At 72.0% G+C, this 19140-nt stretch carries 18 protein-coding genes; 8 read left to right on the top strand and 10 right to left on the bottom strand.

Going from position 1 to position 19140, the window contains the following annotated elements:
* Positions 1–29 precede the first annotated feature (29 nt).
* Positions 30–767 (top strand): ANTAR domain-containing protein, encoded by a 738-nt coding sequence (locus SJY07_RS19180; protein ID WP_380161215.1) that lies wholly within the window; start codon positions 30–32, stop codon positions 765–767.
* A 13-nt stretch (positions 768–780) separates the two neighbouring features.
* On the opposite strand, the gene SJY07_RS19175 is transcribed toward SJY07_RS19180, so the two are convergent.
* The 5 genes from SJY07_RS19175 to SJY07_RS19155 all read right to left on the bottom strand — a co-directional run bounded on the left by SJY07_RS19175 (position 781) and on the right by SJY07_RS19155 (position 6382).
* The gene (locus tag SJY07_RS19175) at positions 781–1107 is read right to left on the bottom strand and encodes an ANTAR domain-containing protein (protein WP_380161214.1); all 327 of its coding nucleotides are present in this window, start codon (positions 1105–1107) and stop codon (positions 781–783) included.
* Positions 1108–1258: 151 nt separating this feature from the next.
* On the bottom strand, positions 1259–2314 hold the full coding sequence (locus SJY07_RS19170; RefSeq protein WP_380161213.1) for an aldo/keto reductase: 1056 nt from the start codon (positions 2312–2314) through the stop codon (positions 1259–1261).
* Positions 2315–2378: 64 nt separating this feature from the next.
* Positions 2379–2855 (bottom strand): hypothetical protein, encoded by a 477-nt coding sequence (locus SJY07_RS19165; RefSeq protein WP_380161212.1) that lies wholly within the window; start codon positions 2853–2855, stop codon positions 2379–2381.
* Positions 2856–2908: 53 nt separating this feature from the next.
* On the bottom strand, positions 2909–4336 hold the full coding sequence (locus SJY07_RS19160) for a CAP domain-containing protein (protein WP_380161211.1): 1428 nt from the start codon (positions 4334–4336) through the stop codon (positions 2909–2911).
* Positions 4337–4495: 159 nt separating this feature from the next.
* Positions 4496–6382, bottom strand: a complete 1887-nt coding sequence (locus tag SJY07_RS19155) for a glycoside hydrolase family 2 protein (protein ID WP_380161210.1) — start codon at positions 6380–6382, stop codon at positions 4496–4498.
* Between the two features lie 302 nt (positions 6383–6684).
* Between SJY07_RS19155 and SJY07_RS19150 the strand changes: the two genes are divergently transcribed.
* From SJY07_RS19150 to SJY07_RS19135, 4 genes are read left to right on the top strand one after another with little or no spacing between them, the layout of a single operon-like run.
* Positions 6685–8052 carry an extracellular solute-binding protein gene (locus SJY07_RS19150; protein ID WP_328292629.1) on the top strand — a complete coding sequence of 456 codons (1368 nt, stop codon included), beginning with the start codon at positions 6685–6687 and terminating at the stop codon, positions 8050–8052.
* Positions 8053–8110: 58 nt separating this feature from the next.
* Entirely contained in the window at positions 8111–9052 is a 942-nt protein-coding gene (locus SJY07_RS19145) for a sugar ABC transporter permease (protein ID WP_328292630.1), read from the top strand.
* Positions 9052–9978 (top strand): carbohydrate ABC transporter permease, encoded by a 927-nt coding sequence (locus SJY07_RS19140; RefSeq protein ID WP_328292631.1) that lies wholly within the window; start codon positions 9052–9054, stop codon positions 9976–9978. The genes SJY07_RS19145 and SJY07_RS19140 overlap by 1 nt, the downstream gene beginning before the upstream one ends.
* A 7-nt stretch (positions 9979–9985) precedes the next feature.
* Positions 9986–11518, top strand: a complete 1533-nt coding sequence (locus tag SJY07_RS19135; protein WP_380161209.1) for an alpha-N-arabinofuranosidase — start codon at positions 9986–9988, stop codon at positions 11516–11518.
* A 63-nt stretch (positions 11519–11581) separates the two neighbouring features.
* Here the strand turns inward: SJY07_RS19135 and SJY07_RS19130 are convergent, their stop codons facing one another.
* From SJY07_RS19130 to SJY07_RS19110, 5 genes are all read right to left on the bottom strand, one after another.
* Positions 11582–12430: an LLM class flavin-dependent oxidoreductase gene (locus SJY07_RS19130; RefSeq protein WP_380161208.1), complete on the bottom strand. Its 849-nt coding sequence runs from the start codon at positions 12428–12430 to the stop codon at positions 11582–11584.
* Positions 12431–12452: 22 nt separating this feature from the next.
* Complete coding sequence (locus SJY07_RS19125; protein ID WP_380161207.1) at positions 12453–12809, bottom strand: hypothetical protein; 357 nt, start codon at positions 12807–12809, stop codon at positions 12453–12455.
* A 143-nt stretch (positions 12810–12952) separates the two neighbouring features.
* Complete coding sequence (locus tag SJY07_RS19120; RefSeq protein ID WP_380161206.1) at positions 12953–13429, bottom strand: DUF1992 domain-containing protein; 477 nt, start codon at positions 13427–13429, stop codon at positions 12953–12955.
* Between the two features lie 144 nt (positions 13430–13573).
* Positions 13574–15187, bottom strand: a complete 1614-nt coding sequence (locus tag SJY07_RS19115; RefSeq protein ID WP_328292636.1) for a GGDEF domain-containing protein — start codon at positions 15185–15187, stop codon at positions 13574–13576.
* Between the two features lie 80 nt (positions 15188–15267).
* On the bottom strand, positions 15268–15777 hold the full coding sequence (locus tag SJY07_RS19110) for a VOC family protein (RefSeq protein ID WP_380161205.1): 510 nt from the start codon (positions 15775–15777) through the stop codon (positions 15268–15270).
* Between the two features lie 73 nt (positions 15778–15850).
* Here SJY07_RS19110 and SJY07_RS19105 point away from each other — a divergent pair, with 73 nt between their 5' ends.
* From SJY07_RS19105 to SJY07_RS19095, 3 genes are all read left to right on the top strand, one after another.
* On the top strand, positions 15851–16642 hold the full coding sequence (locus tag SJY07_RS19105; protein WP_328292638.1) for a helix-turn-helix domain-containing protein: 792 nt from the start codon (positions 15851–15853) through the stop codon (positions 16640–16642).
* Positions 16643–16679: 37 nt separating this feature from the next.
* Positions 16680–17336, top strand: a complete 657-nt coding sequence (locus tag SJY07_RS19100) for a heme utilization protein (protein ID WP_380161204.1) — start codon at positions 16680–16682, stop codon at positions 17334–17336.
* 127 nt (positions 17337–17463) lie between these two features.
* Positions 17464–19104: an alkaline phosphatase D family protein gene (locus SJY07_RS19095; protein WP_380161203.1), complete on the top strand. Its 1641-nt coding sequence runs from the start codon at positions 17464–17466 to the stop codon at positions 19102–19104.
* The last annotated feature ends 36 nt before the right edge of the window (positions 19105–19140 follow it).

Raw genomic sequence — 19140 nt, 5'->3', positions numbered from 1 at the left:
CGGTGCAGGTCGACTCGGAGGAGGTCCACGTGGAGGTTCGTGCGGAGGCGGTCGCAGCCGCGGTCGACGACGTCGCGCAGGTCCTCGCCGAGCGGGGTGATCCGCTCGACCTCGCCCACCGCGTGGTGCAGCACTGCGCGACGCTGCTCTCGGCGAGCGCCGTGGGCTTCCTGGTGGAGGACGGCACGGGCCGGCTGGGCCTGCTGGCGGCGTCCTCGAGCGAGGCGCGGGTGGTGGAGCTCCTCCAGCTGGAGACCGAGGAGGGTCCCTGCCTGGACTGCCACCGCTCGGGCACGCCCGTGGTCTCCCCGGACGCGGCCGACCTGGCCCACCGGTGGCCCGTCTGGTCGCGGGCTGCGAGCGAGCACGGCATCGTGTCCGTCCACGCAGTGCCGGTGCAGCTGCGCGGACGCACCATCGGCGCCCTCAACCTGTTCCGCGACCACGAGGGTCCCTACTCCACGGTGGAGACGGACGTCGCGCACGCCATGGCGTCCTTCGCGGCCGTCGGCATCAGCCAGCTGGAGGCCAGTGCGCAGGGCGAACAGCTGCGGGACCAGCTCCAGGCTGCGCTGGAGAGCCGCGTCGTGCTGGAGCAGGCGAAGGGTGTCCTCGCCGAACGGCACCGGATCCACCCCGACGAGGCGTTCGGCCTCCTGCGCACGCAGGCCCGCAGCGGACGCCGTCGCCTCCTCGACGTGGCGACCGAGGTCGTCGGGGCCACGCCGGGCGGGGTGGGCGCCGACGCGCGGGCCGGCCAGGCCTGACCGGCCGGGAACCTCAGCGGCGGGTCCACGTCCGCTGCACGAGCTGCTGGGTGTCGACGCTGCCCGACGACTCGCCCCGCAGGTCGGCGAGCAGTGCGCTCGCGAGGTCGAACAGCTTGACGTTGTGGGTCTGCGAGACCTGCGACAGCTGCTTGAACGCCGTGTCGTCGTCGCACCGGGTGAGGGCCATGATGGCGCCCTTCGCCATGTCGATCACCGGTCGTCGGGTGAGCGCGGTCCGCAGCTGCGTCAGCTCGCTGCGCAGGGACTCTACGTCGTCGTGGGCCTCGTACCGGTCTTCGACCTGTGTCCGCGCACCGCGGGGCGAAGCGTCGTGCATCCTCGTGCGTCCTCCACTGGAGCCGTCCCCGTCGCGTCGGTCGACGGCGGGGCGGTTCGCGCAGCGAGGTCTGGGCGGTGCGAATCCGTGATGAATGGTACGGGGACGCGGTCCCCGCGGCACGCCGACGCCGCGGGGACCGCGTCGGACGTCAGCCCGGGAGGTGCGGGGCGAGCAGGCTGAGGTCGGCGGGCGAGAGCCGGTCCGCGGCGGTGGCCGCCTGGTGCCAGTGCGGGTAGCGCAGCGGGACGGCGCTGACCGCGTCGAGGCGGGCCCGCTCCTCCTCGGTGAGGACGAGGTCGGCCGCGGCGAGGTTGTCGACCAGCTGGTCCTCGGTGCGGGCACCGATCACGACCGAGGTGACGCCGGCTCGTCCCAGCAACCAGGCCAGCGCGACCTGCGCGGCCGAGACCCCGTGCGCCGCTCCGACCTCGACGAGGACGTCGACGGTGTCGTAGAGCTTCCCCTCGTCGTGGACGGGGGGTTCGCTCCACTCACCCAGGTGTCGCGAACCGGCGGGTGCGGTGACGTCGCGCCGGTACTTCCCGGACAGCAACCCGCCCGCGAGCGGACTCCAGACGAGGACCCCGAGGTCCTGGTCGAGGGTCAGCGGGACGAGTTCGTCCTCGGCGTCGCGTGACTGCAAGGTGTAGTGGATCTGCTGGGAGACGTAGCGCTGGTAGCCGTGCGCGTCGGAGACGGCGAGCGCCTTCATCAGCTGCCAGCCCGCGTAGTTGGAGACACCGACGTAGCGCACCTTGCCCGAGCGCACCAACGTGTCGAGGGCCTCGAGGGTCTCCTCCAGCGGGGTCTGGCCGTCCCACTCGTGGATCTGGTAGAGGTCGATGTGCTCGGTCCGCAGCCGCTTCAGGCTCCGCTCGGCCGAGCGGACGAGGTGGTAGCGCGAGGCGCCGCCGTCGTTGGGTCCGGCGCCCACGACCATCCGGGCCTTGGTGGCGAGCAGGACGTCGTCGCGGCGGCCCTCGAGGACCTCACCGGTGATCTCCTCGCTGAGACCGTCGGAGTACACGTCCGCGGTGTCGAAGAGGTTCACGCCGGCGTCCAGGGCCAGGTCGACCTGGCGGCGCGCCTGCGCGACGTCGGTGTTCCCGACGGCGGCGAAACCTCCCTGTCCACCGAACGTCATCGTCCCCATGGTGATCGTCGAGACCCGCAGCCCCGACCTTCCGAGTCGTCGGTACTCCATGGGCCGGACGCTACTCCCCCACCGGCACCCGACGTCCCCGGCACCCGGTGAGGGCCGCTCCCGCTCAGGTGGAGACCAACGCCACACCCCACGCGGAGGGAACGCGGTTGGGCCTGCTCGCCCTGAACACCACCGATCCGGTGTCGGGAACGACGAACTCCTCGATCTCGTGGGTCTTCTCGTCGCAGTCCAGGTCCTCCTTCGTACCGTTGAGGTTCAGCTCGACGCTGCCCCCGCCGGTGCAGGCGTAGAACGCGCGGACGGTGCTGTTCGCGGTGAGCCCCAGGGACACGCTGCCGTCGGTCTGCGCGTCACCGGCGGCGGCCCCCACCGACGGGCCCCCTGCGGCGAGCGCCGCGTCGTCGACGATCGTGGTGACCGCGTCGAGGTCGGCCGAAGAGGTGCTCGGTGCGTCGTCGTGAGAACAGGAACTCAGCGCACCCAGCAGGGCGAGCAGGGCCACCGGCCCCGCTGCCTGCACCCGGAACACGCCCCGACCGCGCCGGGATGCTCGGGTGGGCGCCGACGCGACACGGTCCATGATCGAACCGTAGCGAGCCCCACCCGTTCCTCGCAGGCGATCGAGCGTGCGACCTACAGCGTGCGCGTTCCCCGGGCGACCGAGTGCAACGCCACCGCGGTCTTCCCGGTGGCGACGGTGACCGTGCCGCCCTGGAAGTCCTGCTGGAGCCCGCCGGACACCGCGCGGGGTTCGGAGACGGGGTAGCCGAGGGCACCGGTCTCCCACCCGCGGGCGGCCCAGACGGCGCGGACGGCGGTCGGGACGGTGTGCGTACCGGTGGCGGGGCTGGAGTAGATCGAGCCGCCGGTGAAGTGCTGCCCGGAGCCGCCGCCGACGAGGCCGCCGAAGAGGTTCGAACTCGGGTAGCCGAGCGTCCCGCCCTCCCAGCCCTGCGCCCCCCAGGCCGACCGGACCGCACCGGCGACGACGTGGGTGCCGGCCGCGCTGGAGTAGAGCGAACCGTTCTGGAAGGCGGCGTAGGAACCGGCGGGCAGGGCGGTCGCGGTCGACGTCGGGAACCCGAGAGCGCCGTTCTCGTACCCCGTCGCGCCGTAGGCGTCGAGCAGCGCACCACCGAGGGCCTGGGCCCCCGACGCGGACGACCAGTAGACGATCCCGCCCTGGAAGCGCTGCGCGAACCCGTTCCGCACGGCGAACTCCGCACCCGTCGGGTAGCCCAGCCAGGAGTTCTCGAAACCGAGGGAGGCCCAGCGGTCGCGCAGCGCGCCGCGGACGACCTGCGCGCCGGTGACGGGGTTCCAGTAGATCGACCCGCCGGCGAAGCTCTGCGCGTACCCGCCGTCGCGCAGGGGGCCGATCTCGCGCGACATCGGCAGGCCCAGGAAACCGGAGTTCGCCCCGTTGGCCCCGTAGGACTGCAGGATCGCGCCCTTGACGGGGATCCCCACGTAGCTGCGCGAACCGTCGGTGTTCGCGGTCACCAGCGGGGTGCGACGCGGCGAGCCGAAGTCGGCGACCCAGTAGGACCGCCAGACGGTGCGGCCACCGGAGTACAGGGTGGTGTAGACCAGCCCGATGCCGATGGTGTTGTACTGCCCGTCCTGCAGGACGGCGCGGTGCGGGTCGGACTTCATCCAGGTGTCGACGGCGAGGTCGCCGTTCTCGAGGCCGTGGGTGTCGGCGTTGCCCATGTCCGCCGTGGCGACGATCTCGCCCCAGCGCGGGAAGTCCGAGAGCAGCGTGGAGAGGTTCGGGTTGTGCTTCATCCCGTCGCCCTGCCCGAGGACGTCGGCCCAGTTCTGGGCGACGGTCTCCAGCGTCGGGTCGAGGGTCACCGCGGGCGCGCCGACCTTGGCGCGCTCGCGGTTGAGCCCGTCGAGGATCTGCTGCTGCTGGGTGGTGGCGGAGACCACGGGGGTGAGGACCTGCGCCGCTGCGGACGCCGACGAGGCCGTGACCACCTGGGCGACACCCGCACAGGGCAGCGCGACGAGCGCGGCCAGCAGCGGGGCGACGAGTCGAGCACGAGGGTTCTTCACCCCTTAGTGATCGTCCTCGGGTCGGTGTCACGACAGCGACCGCCCGGGGTACCCCCGTCCGGAGTCTTCTAGATGACTCTCGGTGACGGAGAGTCCGCGTCACCCCTCCTCATCGGCGACCTCCCCGGGAAGTCCAGGAAGATCGCCGATCGAACGGGGTCAGAGCTTCTCGATGGCCGCGGGTCGCTGCTGGGCGGCGCGGACGCGGGCGACGTCGAGCTTGTCGCTGCGGTCGAAGGAGTAGACGCCGTTCTGCTCCTGGAAGACGTCGGTCAGCTGCGTGTAGCAGTAGCCGAACATCAGCGGGTCGTTGAGCAGGACGCCCGTCAGCCCCTCGAAGCGGTGGTGGAACTCCTCCTCGGTGCGCGGCGGCTCGCCGTAGCCCCAGGACGAGGTCGCGCCCCGGTCGACCTCGGGGTTGCTGGCGGCGACGTCGGGACGCCACCAGATCCCGCCGAACTCGCTGCAGAACCACGGCTGGCCCTGGTACGGCAGCGACCAGGGGATGCCTTCGACGCCGTAGTCGCCCTCGTGGCCGCCGTAGTTGGTGTGCGGACGGTCCTGGGGCAGCCCGGACACCTCCTCGGCGAACTTCGCGGGGTCCTGGGTGTAGTTGTGCGAGTCCCACACGTCGGACTCGAGCACGCGGTGGGAGTAGCCGGACGTGTCGAGCACCGGTCGCGAGGTGTCCATGGCCTTGGCGGCCAGGAACATCGCCCGGGTCACGTCGTCGAGGACCTGACCGCGGTCGGTGAGCGGCTGACGGGTCTCGTTGAGCCCGCACCAGCCGACGATGGAGGGGTGGGAGTAGTCGCGCTCCAGCTCCTCCAGCCACTGCGACACGAAGTTCGACGTCGGCTGCTGGTGCTCGCCGCGGACGCTGCTGCCCTCCTCGATCGCCCCCCAGTCGCCGAACTCCCCCCACACGAGGTAGCCGAGGCGGTCGGCGTGGAAGAGGAAGCGCTCCTCGAACACCTTCTGGTGCAGGCGGGCACCGTTGAACCCGGCGTCGAGGGAGAGCTGGATGTCCCTGACCAGCGCCTCGTCGCTGGACGCGGTCATCAGGCCGTCCGGGTAGTAGCCCTGGTCGAGGACGAGGCGCTGGAAGACCGGCCGGCCGTTGAGCAGGACGGCCTTGCCGTCGATGCTGACCGAGCGCAGCCCGGCGTAGGTCTCGACGGTGTCGACGACCTCGCCCGCGGCGTCGGTGAGGGTGACGGTGAGGTCGTAGAGGTGGGGGTCCTCCGGGGACCAGAGCCGGACGCGGTCGCTCGACACCACGAGGGTGAGCCGCGGGGAGAGGTCGAGGTCGGCGCGCACGGTGGCGCCGACGACCTCCCCGGCGGCGTCGCGCACCGACGCCGTCAGGGTCCAGCCGGCGCGGTCACCGACGGACCCGGTCCCCGTGCGCCGCAACGGCTGCTCGAGGTGGAACGTCTCACCGGCGACGTCGGGGGTGATCCGGGGTCGGCCCAGCGACACGTCGGCGACCGGTTCGGCCCACACGGTCTGCCAGATCCCCGTCGTGCGGGTGTAGAGGCACTCGTAGTTGTCGTAGCGCGTCGACTGCTTGCCGCGGGCCTGCGGGCCGCGGTGGTCGTCGCGGGCGCGGACGACGACGGTGACGGTGCCGCTGCGGTGGCCGAGGTCCGCGGTGAAGGGGGTGAACCCGCCGCGGTGGCGCACGACCTCCTCGCCGTCGACCCACACGGTGGCGTCGTGGTCGACGGCCCCGAAGTGCAGCAACGTGCGACGTCCGGCCCAGGCGGGCGGGATGCTCACCTCACGGCGGTACCAGACCGCCGCCATGAAGTCGGTGTTCGCGATCCCGGAGAGCTCGGACTCCGGGGCGAACGGCACGGTGATCGTCCCGGCCAGGTCGCGTCCGAGCAGTCCGCGCTCGAGGCCGGAGTCGCCGGCGTCGACCTCGAACCCCCACGTCCCGTTCAGGGTGATCCAGTCGGCGCGGACCACGGAGGGCCGCGGGTACTCCGGACGGGGAACCGGTCCTCCGACGACGACGGCGGTGGTCTGGTCTTCGGGCACGAGCTTCTCCTCAGTGGGTTGCTGCCTGGAGGTCGCTGGCCGCGATCGGCGGGCGTCCGGAGCGTTCCCGGGGGCACGACGCGCCAGCGGTGCGGGCCCCACTCTGCCCCGTCGCCAGGCTCTCCGGCAACCGCGCCACGCCGTCCTGTGCATCGTTGCAAGGCGGGTCTCCCGAAGGTCTATGCAGCGTTGCAAACGGCGTGCTAAGTTCCGCAGCACTGAACGGGACGGTGCGGTTCCTGGCGCTCACGCGTCCGGGCCGCACTGCCACGACCGCCAACGACGGCAGGGACGGATCTCGAGTGAACAGTCATCCCCCGACACCCCCGGCACGGGGTGCCCTCAGCCGGCGCAGCCTGGTGCGCGGCGGCCTCGCCGCCGGTGGGCTCGGCCTCGTGGCCGGCACCTCCGGCTGCGGCTCGGCCCTGTCGGCGGGTCTCGTCGGCAGCGAGCTCGCGCCGGGAACCACGCAGTTCTGGAACCTCTTCGGCGGCGGCGACGGCGCCCGGATGATCCAGATGGAGGACGAGTACCGCAAGCAACAGGGCAGCGAGAAGTCCCTGGAGGCGGCGACCTTCGCGTGGGGCAACCCGTACTACTCGAAGGTCACCCTGGCGACGCTGGGCAACAAGCCGCCGGACGTCGCGGTCTCGCACGCCACCCGCGCGGCGAACCTCGCCGAGGCCGGTCTGCTCTCCCCCATCACCGACGAGGTGCTCGCGGCCGGCGGCCTCACGGCCGACTCCTTCACCGAGAAGGCCTGGGAGTCCGTCAAGGTCGACGGCGTTCCCTACGCGCTCCCGCTCGACACCCACCCCTGGGTCGTGTTCTACAACACCGAGGTCCTCGACAAGGCCGGCCTGGTCGACTCCGACGGGAAGCTCAAGCCGATCGAGGGCACCGACGGCTGGGAGGCCGCGATGACCGCGGCCAAGGAGGCCAGCGGCCAGTGGGGCATGACCACCGGGTCGGTCGGGGACAACTCGAACTGCTGGCGCATGGTCAACACCCTGTACTTCCAGACCACCGGTGCCCCGGAGTTCCTCTCCGACCAGGGCACCAGGCTCAGCTACGACGAGGGCATCCTCCACGACGTCCTCGTGCTGATCCGGTCCTGGGCCGAGAAGGGCCTCATGCCCTCCAACGCCGACACGGCGGGCGCGGAGTCCTCGATGTTCACCGGGAAGTCGGGCTTCTTCCTCAACGGCGAGTGGGAGGTCACCACCGCGCAGGGCATCGAGGGGCTCACGTTCGGCATGGCGGCCTTCCCCACGCTCTACGACGAACCCGCGGCCCACGCGGACTCGCACACGTTCATCCTCCCCAAGATGGACCGGGACGAGGACCGTCTCAAGCGCGCCATGGGCTTCGTCAAGTCGATGCTCGACCAGAGCATGACCTGGGCCGCCGGTGGGCACATCCCCGCGTACGCCGAGACGTTCAACAGCTCCGAGTACGAGAACCTCGAGCCGATGCACGACTACGCGGAGGCCGCGAACTACGCGAAGTACGACTCCCCCGCGTGGTACTCGGGGTCGGGTTCGAACTTCGAGAACGTCATCGGGTCCGAGATCGGGCTGGTCATCCAGGGCCTGTCCAAGCCGGAGGCGGCCCTCGCATCCATCAAGTCGCAGCTGGGCAGCTACGCCAAGACGGCGAACCCCTTGTGAACCGGCCGATGAGCAACCGGACGCTGACGTCCCGGACGACGCCTGGAGGCGATCTGCAGTGAGCACCACCCTCGACCGGCCGGTGACCGGCCACGGCGGTACCCGCCCCAAGGCCGCCGTGTCCGAGAACCAGACCCGGCCCGCCTGGCTCTTCGTGGCCCCCTTCGCCCTGTTCTACCTGGCGTTCCTGCTGGGCCCGTCGATCTACATGTTCATCGCCAGCTTCTTCGACACCAGTCTGGTCAAGACGGGTCTCGGGACGTTCGCCGGCTTCGCGAACTACGCCGAGATGCTCGGGAACCCGTCGTTCTGGTCGTCGATGTGGCACACCCTGCAGTTCACGATCTACACGGTCCCGCCGCTCGTCGTGCTGTCGTTCGTGTTCGCCGTGCTCGCCAACCGGATGACGCGTGGTTCCTGGTTCTGGCGCCTCGCGTTCTTCGTGCCCTACATCCTGCCCTCGGCCACGGTGTCCCTCATCTGGGTCTTCGTCTTCTCCGCCGACACCGGGATCTGGCCCACCATCCAGAAGTGGTTCGGCGCCGAGGCCCCGACGCCGGTCCTCGCCAGCCCGACCTTCGCCATGGTGGGGATCGCGATCACCACGATCTGGTGGACGATCGGCTTCAACTTCATCCTGTACCTGGCCGGCCTGCAGGACGTTCCGCGCGAGCTGTACGAAGCGGCCGCCCTGGACGGCGCCACCCCGTGGCAGCAGATCCGCTACCTGACCATCCCGATGCTCAGCCGCACGACGACGCTGGTCATCCTCCTCCAGATCATCGCCAGCCTGAAGATCTTCGACCAGGTCGCGATCATGACCGACGGGGGGCCCGGCATCAGCACCGAGGTCGCCCTGACGTTCATCACCCGCGCCGGATTCACCGACAACCGCATCGGGGCCGCCGCCGCCGCCTCGTTCCTGCTGTTCATCGTGATCGTCGTGATCGCCGTCGCCCGTCAGCTCATCGAACGTGCCCAGGAGAGGAGGGCGGCCTGATGGCGAGCCCTGACATCACGGGCAGTGCCCGCCCCGCGCGCTCCCGCAACAACGGTCTGTCCGCCGCGGCTCCGGCCGCCAAGGTCGTCAAGACCCAGACCAACGGTGGCCGCACCTTCGGCATCGTCTGCGCCGCGGTCCTGACGGTGTTCGCGGTGCTGTGGCTGCTGCCGAGCCTGTGGGCGATCAAGACGTCCCTCACCGCGAACTCCGTCGCGGCGCTGGGTGCGGAGTCCATCCTCAAGGACCTGCACCCGACGTTCTCGTCCTACGCCACGCTGCTCAAGGGCGGCGACCTGTGGAACTGGTACCTCTCCAGCGCCATCACGTCCGTCGTCAGCGCGGCGCTCGTCGTCCTCTTCGCCTCGATGGCCGGCTACGCCCTGTCCCGCATGCGCTTCCGGGGCCGCAACATCGTGTTCTTCGCGGTCATCGCCGGGATCATGGTGCCGTCCAACGTCCTGATCATCCCGATCGTCCAGCAGTTGCAGGCGGTCCACCTCCTGAACACCTACTGGTCGGTGATCTTCCCGCAGGTCCCCAGCGTCGTGGCCCTCTTCGTCTTCAAGCAGTTCTTCGACGGCATCCCCGTCGAGCTGGAGGAGTCGGCCCGCCTCGACGGCGCCTCGAACTGGCGGATCTACCGTTCCATCGTCATGCCGCTGTCCAAGCCGGTCATCTCCGCGATGGCCATCGTCACGTTCGTCGGCGTGTGGAACAACCTGATCCTCCCCCTGTACACGATGTCGAACCCGAAGCTCATGACCATCCCCGTCGGGTTGGCCTCCGTCCAAGGTTCGTTCGGGCAGCGCTACGCCGACATCCAGGCCTCGGCCATCCTCGGCGCCCTGCCGCTCGTCATCCTGTTCCTCGTCTTCCAGCGCCGCATCGTCGAAGGCGTTGCCGGCACCGGCTTGAAGGGTTGATCCACCTGTGAGCACCGGAAACCTGCACGGCGTCGTGAACCTCGACGTGGCGGGCGCGACCATCAGCCGACACCTCTACGGCCACTTCGCCGAGCACCTGGGCCGGTGCATCTACGAGGGGTTCTGGGTCGGGGAGGACTCCCCGATCCAGAACACCGCGGGGGTGCGCGACGACGTCGTGCAGGCCCTGAAGGAGATCAGCATCCCCAACCTGCGCTGGCCGGGGGGCTGCTTCGCCGACGAGTACCACTGGATGAACGGCGTCGGGCCGCGCGAGGAACGCCCCTCGATGGTCAACACCCACTGGGGCGACGTCGTCGAGGACAACTCCTTCGGCACCCACGAGTTCATGCAGCTCTGCGAGCTGCTGGGGGCGGAGCCCTACGTCTCGGGCAACGTCGGCTCCGGCACCGTCGCCGAGATGAGCGACTGGGTCGAGTACCTCACCCGCTCCGGCGACGCCCCGATGTCGCGGTTGCGTCGTGAGCACGGCCGGACCGAACCCTGGAAGGTGCCCTTCTGGGGCATCGGGAACGAGTCCTGGGGCTGCGGCGGCAACATGACCGCCGAGCAGTACACCCAGCTCGCTGCCCAGTTCGCGACCTACACCCGCAACCACGACGGCAACGAGCTGTACCGCGTGGCGGCCGGTCCGAACAAGGACGACTACCACTGGACCGAGACGCTGATGAAGTCGATCAGCGCCCTCGGCGGGCCGGTGGCCGACCGCAAGCACAACGGCTGGCAGGCCCTGTCCTTCCACTACTACACCCACGCCAGCGACGACTGGCAGCACAAGGGCTCGGCGACGGAGTTCGACGCTGAGGAGTACCACCGCACCATCCTCAACGCCTGGCGCATCGACGAGATCGTCCGCGGGCACGCCCGGGTCATGGACGCCTACGACCCCGAGGCCACCGTCGGTCTCGTCTGCGACGAGTGGGGCACCTGGTGGGACGTGGAACCCGGCACCAACCCCGGGTTCCTGTTCCAGCAGAACACCCTGCGCGACGCGCTCGTCGCCGGTCTGCACTTCGACGTCTTCCACGCCAACGCCCGCCGGCTGGTCATGGCGAACATCGCCCAGACGGTCAACGTGCTGCAGGCGATGGTGCTGACCGACGGCGCGAAGATGGTCCTCACCCCGACGTACCACGTGTTCGCGATGAACGCCGGGCACCAGGACGCCACCAGCCACCCGGTGCAGGTCGTCAGCTCCGACGCCCGCTACCGGGGCGAGGTCGGCGAGTACGCGACGCTGACCACCTCGGTGAGTTCGCGGGAGGGCAGCGCGCTGGTCTCGCTGACCAACCTCGACGCCAACAACGGCGGCACCGTCCGGCTCGACCTGCGGGGACGTGACTGGCAGGTCGCGACCGCGAAGATCCTGGCGGCTCCCTCGCTGCAGGCGCACAACACGGTGCAGGACCCCGCCGCCGTGGCGCCCGTCGCCTTCGACGGCGCCCGTCGCGAGGGCGACACGCTCGTCGTCGACCTGCCCCCGCACTCCTTCGCGACGGTGGAACTCACCCTCGGCTGAGGATCGCGGGAACACCCCCTCGACGCGCTCGGGTGCGGCCGGACAGGTCGCACCCGAGCGCTCTCACGTCCGGCCCAGCCCGTGCGTCCGCAGCACCGTGTCGAGGACGTCGGCGGGCATCCCCCGGCCGTCGCCGCGGGGCCAGTGCACGACGACCTCGTCGAAGCCCGCCGCCTCCAGGGCGGCCGCGAACCGCGGGTAGTCCCGGTAGGCCGCCTCCTCGTCCAGGCTCAGCAGCGCCATCGCCCGGACGCCGGCCGCACCGGGGACCTGCGCGAAGCGGGCAGCGGGCGCGGTGAACCGCTCGACGGTCTCCTCGGACCCCGGACGGCGGTCGCCGTAGGTCACCCAGGTGCCCCCGACGGCGGCGGCGAAGCGTATCCCCCGCGGACCGGCCGCGGCCACCGTCAGCGGGATCGAGCCGGCCACCGGACCGGGGACGTTGCGGGCGTCGAGCGCCGTGTACCGCTCCCCCGCCACGTCGCTGGCCCGCTGCGCCAGGACCGTGCTCAGCAGCGTCGTCCACTCCTCGAAGCGCGACTGCCGCTGCGCGGGGGTGAGTTCCGCGATCCCCAGCACCGTGGCGTCGTGCCTCGCCGTCCCCGCCCCCACGCCGAGTTCGAGGCGCCCCCCGCTCAGCTGGTCGAGGGTCATCACCTCGTGCGCGAAGGTCACCGGGTGACGGAAGTTCGGGGAGGCGACGAGCGTGCCCAGCCGCACCGTGGTCGTGACCGTGGCGGCCGCCGCCAGCAACGGCACGGCGTTGTACCAGGGCCCGTCGCGCAGGGACTCCCAGGACAGGTGGTCGTAGCAGAACACCGTGCGCAACCCCAGGGCCTCGACAGCGCGCGCGGTCTCGGTGAAGGCGGTGGGGTGCAGGTCGTTCAGGACCACGCAGGAGAGTTCGAGCACCCTCGCACCCTACGGAACCGGATCAGCCCAGGTCACCGACGGCGCGCGCCCGCGCCACGGCGGAGGCGGTGCTGTCCGCGCCGTAGCGCTCGCGCAGCAGCGCCAGTTCGTGCGCGAGGTCCGGGAGCGCCAGCCCCACGGTGCGCGCGACCACCACGGCGGGCAACCCGCCGGCCACCAGCCCCAGCACCCGAGCGCCCCGCTCGCTCAACGCGGGGAGGTCGTCCGTGCGGGGCACCAGGATGGGCACGGTGGGTACGGTGCGCCGCACGACGACCGCCCCCGCCGGGCCGAGGTCGAGGAGGACCTCGTCGTCGACCTCGAGCGCCGCCAGGACGGAGGACAACGGGACGGGCCACGCACCCTCCGGAGGCTGCATCCGGTCGTCCACAGGTCCTCCTCACCCGAGCGCCGCGGGTGGCGACGCACGTCAGGATGCGCCCGCCGCGACGGGGTACGCCCACGTTCGGGGGATCCCTCCCCAGGTTGGGCGCACTGCGGCTGCGCTGCGCTGCGGATCACTCACCCGCGGTCGCGGCGGAAGAACCTCCGGCGACGTGGCGGCGGGGTGACCGGGGCCGTCACGACCGGAGCGGGTCGGGCGGCACGCCACGCCTCGAGCACGACGGACTCCTGGAGCAGCGCCACCACGACGAAGGGCCCGTCACTGGGTCGTCGGTAGAGCTCACGCACCCGGTCGTTGAACCCCTCGACCTCGGCCCGCACCAGCGACTCGGAGTGCAGCCGGCCGAGGTCGCGCAGGATGTCCTCCCGCTCGCGACGCAGGGCCAGCGCGGGCGGGAGCATGGCGCTGACGTCGTAGCCCTCGCGGCGGGCCTTGTCCGCCGCCCACTCCTCGGCCGAGAAGTCGCGGTCCAGGCCGCGCAGCGGCGCTCCGGCCCCCGGGAGGTGGTCGAAGTCGCCGCGTTCCTGGGCCTCGCGCACCTGGCGTTCGACCCAGTCCTCGAAGGACGTGCCGGAAGGTTTGCGTTCGCTCACCGCGCCACCCACCTCACCCCTCGTCGTGACCCGTCGTCGTGAACCCTGGTCCCGAAAGTAGTCAGCGCTCCGCCGACGGTCAACGCGGAACGCCAGCGGTGATCCTCAGCACCGGGGAAGACCGGTGGACCGACCCGGCGCGGCTCAGCGCGGGTCGCGGCGCCTGCGCGGGACGTCGGAACGCAACCGGTCACGACCCGCACGCTTCGCGGCGTAGAGGTTCCGGTCGGCCCCGGCCAGCGCGTCGACCAGGGCGGACCCGCCACCGCCGACCGGGACGAGCCCGGCGCTGCAGGTGACGCGCAGGCCGGCGGCGAGGACGCCCCAGTCGTGCGAGCGCACGGCCTCCAGCAACCGGAGGACGGTGACGCGCGCGCCCCCGTCATCGTCATCGTCGTGGTCGTCGCGCAGCAGCAGCAGGAACTCCTCACCGCCCAGGCGGGCGGCGATCTCACCCGGCCCGCAGAACTGCTCCAGGTAGCGGGCGAACTGCTGCAGCACCTCGTCACCGACCTGGTGGGAGTGGGTGTCGTTGACGCGTTTGAAGTGGTCGAGGTCGAGCAGGGCGATCGCCCACCCCCGTCCACCGGACGCCGCCACCCGCGCCGGGACGACGTCCTCGACGTAGCGGCGGTTGAACAGCCCGGTGAGGTGGTCGCGTTCGGCCAGCCGCTGGTAGTGCTCGCCGGCGCGACGGGCCTCGGTCGTCTCGTAGATCGCGGCGAGGACCCGGGCCCGGTGGTGCTTCGCCGCGGAGACGCGCTCCATCGTGAGGTCGTAGAACCTGCGGTGCAGCCGGTAGGCGCCCTCGAAGTCGCCGGTGGCCGCGGCCAGTTCGCACTGCTCGAGCACGAGGTCGCCCCCCACCTCGCCGAAGGAGAGGTCCGCGCACTGCGCGGCCGCGGCGGCCAGGCTCTGCGCCGCCTCGGCGAAGCGCCCGAGGTGGCGCAGGCACCGGGCGAGGTTGACGTGCAGGGTCGCGACGTCCCGGGCCTCGGTGATCAGGCGCGCGTCGGCGAGGGCGTCACGCAGCACGGCCTCCGCGGCGGCCCACCGGCCCGCCCCCATGCGGACGTGCGCGACCGTGTCCCAGGCCGCGGCGCTCAGCGCCAGGCCCGTCCGCCGGGAGTGCTCCAGCAGCTCCGCGGCGAGGGCCGCGGCCTCGGCCGCCCGCCCCGCGCGGAGTTCCAGGTAGGCGAGGTTGTTCAGCGTCCGCAGCCGCAGGTTCTGGTCGCCCTGGGCCTCCGCCGCCCGCAGCAGCCCGGTGAACCGGGTGCGGGCCTCGTCGAAGTCGCCGAGGACCTCGTGGGTGATGCCGAGCCGGGACCGGTGGTCACCGTGCACCCACGCGGGAGCGTCGGCCGGGAGGCGCTCCACGCCCTGCACGGCGTGCTCGAGGGCGAGTCCGCCGTCGCCGAGGATCTCGTGCAGGGTCGAGAGCAACTGGTGGGCGCGGGCGGCGACGAACGCGTCTCCCGCCCCGTCGGCCCACGCGAGCGCGGCCTGCGCGACGACCCCGAGGCGCTCCGCGTCACCGCGGCGGCCCGCGGCGTCGGCGATGACGAGCTCCGCCTGCCACCCGAGCCCCGTCCGCTCCGGACCGGGGACGTGGTGGCGGACCTGGTGCAGGAGGAACCCCGCACGGGTCGCGGCGGCCTCCACGTCGTGGCCGACGAGGAACGCGACGTCGTGCAGGGCGGCCTGCAGCACCGCCGGGGACGGGGAGTCGACGAGCACCGTGGCCGCTGGCCCGTCCACCGCCCGCCCCCTCCGCGCTCGACACCCTCCTCCTGGGTGTCGACCGACCCGGGGGCGGACTGAAGCGCGGGGACGTCCCCTCAGCCGGCGCCGGCGGCTGAGGCCCACTCCGCGACCCGACGGGCGCTCTCCTCCTCGCAGAGGTCCTCAACGCGCGTCATGACCGACCACCGCACCCCGAACGGGTCGCGGACGCTCGCGAAGCGGTCGCCGGAGACGAAGTCGGTCGCCGGTTCGCGGATCGTCGCCCCGGCCGCCTCGGCGCGCGCCACCACGGCGTCGACGTCGGCGCAGTGGAACCCGAGGGAGTAGCAGTCGTCGTCACCGTCCGGGGCCGGGACGAGGTGGTAGTCGGGGTTCGGTTCCCCCAGTTGCAGGCGACCGCCGCCCAGGGCGAGCTCGGCGTGGACGACGACACCACCCATCTCGGTCACGTCGACGACCCGCGCGCCGAAGACGTCGCGGTAGAACTCGACGGCCTCCCGGGCGCGCGCGATCGTCAGGAACGGGGTGATGCCGCTGACACCGTGCGGGACCCCGTGGGTGGTGTGCTCGCCGTGCGCGGCCCGGCGACCGGTCGTTTCGCTCATGGTCGCGACGCTAGGCGCCCCCGCCCGGGTCCGGCTTGGAGATTCGCGCCAACCCCGGCGGTAGCGTGCGGACGTGACCGGAGCGGACCGCGGGATCCTCTACCCCGCGCGCCTGCCCCGCTTCACCCGGGTACCCGCCCCCGAGGCGGTCGACCGGCTGGTGCGCTGGTTCTGGGTCCCGCAGTGGGACGTCGACGCCGGCCGGGTCTCCCGCCAGCACGTCGTGGCCTTCCCGGCCTGCAACCTCGTCGTGGACAGCCGCGAGGGTGGTTTCGTCGGCCTGGCCGGGCCGACGACGCGGCGTTCGCACCAGGACCTCAGCGGGAGCGGCTGGGCCGTCGGTGCGCAGCTGCTGCCGGCGGCGGTGCCCGCCTTCACCGACGACCCCACGGCGTTGCGCGACGACTACCGGCGCCTCGACCTGCCCGACCTGCTGGCGGCCGTCCGGGACGCGACGTCGGGCCCGGCCGACGGTCTCCCCGCCCGCGGGGCCGCCGCGTTCGCCGACTGGCTCGCCGCCCACGTCGGGGAACCGTCCGCGGAGGCGTCGCTGGCCAACGCGATGGCCGAGCTCATCGACTCCGACCCCGAGGTCCTCCGGGTGGAGGACGTCGCCCTCCGGCTCGCGACGTCACCGCGCACCCTGCAACGCCTCGCCCGCCGCTACGTCGGTCTCCCGCCCGCGGCGATGATCCGTCGCCGCCGGTTGCAGGAGGCCGCCGAGCGCGTCCGGAGCGATCCCGGCGCCGACCTGGCCCGCATCGCCGCCGACCTCGGCTACGCCGACCACGCCCACCTGACCCACGACTTCCGCGCGGTCCTCGGCATGGCCCCCAGCGCGTACCGCCGCTCCGGGGCGACCTGACGTCCCGGGTCCGGCGCGAGCCGGGTACGTTCGCCGCATGCACGACGAGGCGTTGCGCCCCGGGGAACGGGCCCGCGACGTGGGCGATCCCTACCGCTACGGCGTCTACCTGCGGCCCGACCCGCGGACGTGCCTGGCCGTCACGACCATCACCACCCAGCTCCGGGCGCAGTACGGGTTCGTCTCGGCCGGGGCGTTCCCGCCGCACGCCACCCTGGTGGGCAGCCAGCACCTGGGCCGCGACGAGGACGCGGTCGTCACCGCCCTCGACGCCGCCCTGGAGGGCCGCCCGGGTTTCGACGTCCACAACCGCGGGGTGCGGCCCAGCGGGGTGGGTTTCGTCTACGACGTGCACCACCGCGCCGACGGGAGCCCGAACGCCGAGTTCGTGGACCTCGCCGCCGCGGTCGACGCCGCCGTGGCACCGTTGCGGCTGCCGATGAACTCCCCGCAGGTCCACGGCTTCGACCGCGCCGGCTTCCTGGCCCACCTGTCCCTGGCCTCGCACGACCTCTACGAACGTCCTGACCTGCACGACGAGGTGGGCGAGTTCGTCACCGGTCTCGACGTCGCGGTACCGCAGGGTTTCCGAGGTCGCACCGTGACCCTGTACCGCACCGCCAGTTCCGACTGGAGCGGGCGGTGGTGGCGCAGCCTGGTGTGCGAACACGTCGCGACGTGGACCCTGGACTGACACGACGCACAGGATCTGCGCAGCGTTCACCGAGGGGTTGTTCGGCGTCAGCTGTGGATTGGCCGAGCACGGGAAGGGTTCGGGGCATCCGGAGTGCACCGCAGCCACCCGCCTCGTGAGGATCCCCGTGACCACGTTCCCCCCCGTCAACACCCCCGCCGGCGGCCTGGGCCGCCGCAGCGTCCTCGCCGGCGCAGCCGCCGGCACCGGCCTGCTCGTGGCCGGTCAGCACAGCGCGTCCGCGACCCAGAGCCCCGACCGGGCGACGAAGTCCTTCGCCTCACGCCTGGGCAACCCCTTCACCCTCGGCGTCGCCTCCGGGGAACCCACGCCCGACGGCATCGTCCTGTGGACGCGACTGGCGCCCTACCCCTACGCCGAGGACGGGCGGGGCGGCATGCCGGACCGCGACGTCCCCGTCGAGTGGGAACTCGCGGAGGACGACGCGTTCCGCCGCATCGTGCGCAGCGGCCGGACGGTCGCCCCGTCCCAGCTCGGGCACAGCGTCCACGTCGAGGTCGACCGCCTGCCCTCGGGGCGGGAGTTCTTCTACCGCTTCCGCCTCGCCGGTCTGGGCGGGGAGGTCTCCCCGGTCGGCATGACCCGCACCGCCCCGGCCCTGAGGTCCTGGGGCACACCGCTGACCATGGCGTTCGCGTCCTGCGCGCAGTACGAACACGGCTGGTTCACCGCCTACCGCCGCCTGGCCGAGGAACAGCCGGACGTGGTCCTCTTCCTCGGGGACTACATCTACGAGTACCAGGCGGACACGTACGTCTCGCCCTCGGGCAGCAACGTGCGCGACCACATGGGCCCGGAGACGGTGTCGCTGGCCAACTACCGCCAGCGCCACGCCCAGTACAAGGCGGACCCGGACCTGCAGGCCGCGCACGCGGTGGCTCCGTGGATCGTCACCTGGGACGACCACGAGGTCGAGAACAACTACGCCGCACTCGTCGCCGAGGAACAGGTCCCCGTGCCGACCCTCGAGGAGTTCACCGCCCGCCGGGCCGCGGCCTACCAGGCCTACTACGAGAACATGCCGCTGCGTGCCGACGCCCGTCCCCGGGGTGCCGACATGCAGTTGTACCGCCGCCTCAGCTGGGGACGGCTGGCGAACTTCCACGTGCTCGACACGCGCCAGTTCCGCGACGACCAGCCCGGTGGGGACACGTTCCCCAGCGCCGGCCCGGAACGCGACGAACCCCAGCGCACCATCATGGGCGAGGAGCAGGAGGCGTGGCTGCTCGACGGCCTCGAACGCTCCGGGGCGACGTGGGACGTCATCGCCCAGCAGGTCATGTTCCACGAGCACGACTACGTCCCGGGTGTCGACCGGGGTTTCAACCCCGACTCCTGGGACGGGTACACCGCCAACCGCCAGCGACTGCTGGACGAGTTCGCGGAACGCGGGGTGGAGAACCCCGTCGTCCTCTCCGGCGACGTGCACAAGCACTACGCGGCGGACCTCTCCCGGGTCGCCACCGACCCGGGCTCCGCGCCCGTGGGCGTCGAACTGGTCGCCACCTCGATCACGTCCGGGGGTGACGGGGGTGACGACTACGCGACCCGCGACAGCGAACTGGCCGACAACCCCGACCTGAAGCTCGCCAACAACCAGCGCGGCTACGTCGTCGCGCGCCTGGACCGGCACGAGATGCGCGCCGAGTTCCGGGTGCTCGACCGGGTGTCGCAGCCGGGGGCCGCAGCGGGCACCCGCGCGACCTTCGTCGTCGAGGCCGGGCGTCCCGGGCTGCAGGAGGCCTGAGCGCCGCCGACGGGGCGGTGTCCTCGTGACACCGCC

The organism is Kineococcus sp. R86509 (assembly GCF_042466365.1).
GTDB lineage: Bacteria > Actinomycetota > Actinomycetes > Actinomycetales > Kineococcaceae > Kineococcus.
This window is presented reverse-complemented; position numbering and strand designations above follow the sequence as displayed.

Coding starts and splice junctions, on each gene's coding strand:
- SJY07_RS19175 (WP_380161214.1), bottom strand. CDS start 1,107: ATGCACGACGCTTCGCCCCGCGGTGCGCGGACACAGGTCGAAGACCGG.
- SJY07_RS19170 (WP_380161213.1), bottom strand. CDS start 2,314: ATGGAGTACCGACGACTCGGAAGGTCGGGGCTGCGGGTCTCGACGATC.
- SJY07_RS19165 (WP_380161212.1), bottom strand. CDS start 2,855: ATGGACCGTGTCGCGTCGGCGCCCACCCGAGCATCCCGGCGCGGTCGG.
- SJY07_RS19140 (WP_328292631.1), top strand. CDS start 9,052: ATGGCGAGCCCTGACATCACGGGCAGTGCCCGCCCCGCGCGCTCCCGC.
- SJY07_RS19125 (WP_380161207.1), bottom strand. CDS start 12,809: ATGCAGCCTCCGGAGGGTGCGTGGCCCGTCCCGTTGTCCTCCGTCCTG.
- SJY07_RS19110 (WP_380161205.1), bottom strand. CDS start 15,777: ATGAGCGAAACGACCGGTCGCCGGGCCGCGCACGGCGAGCACACCACC.
- SJY07_RS19100 (WP_380161204.1), top strand. CDS start 16,680: ATGCACGACGAGGCGTTGCGCCCCGGGGAACGGGCCCGCGACGTGGGC.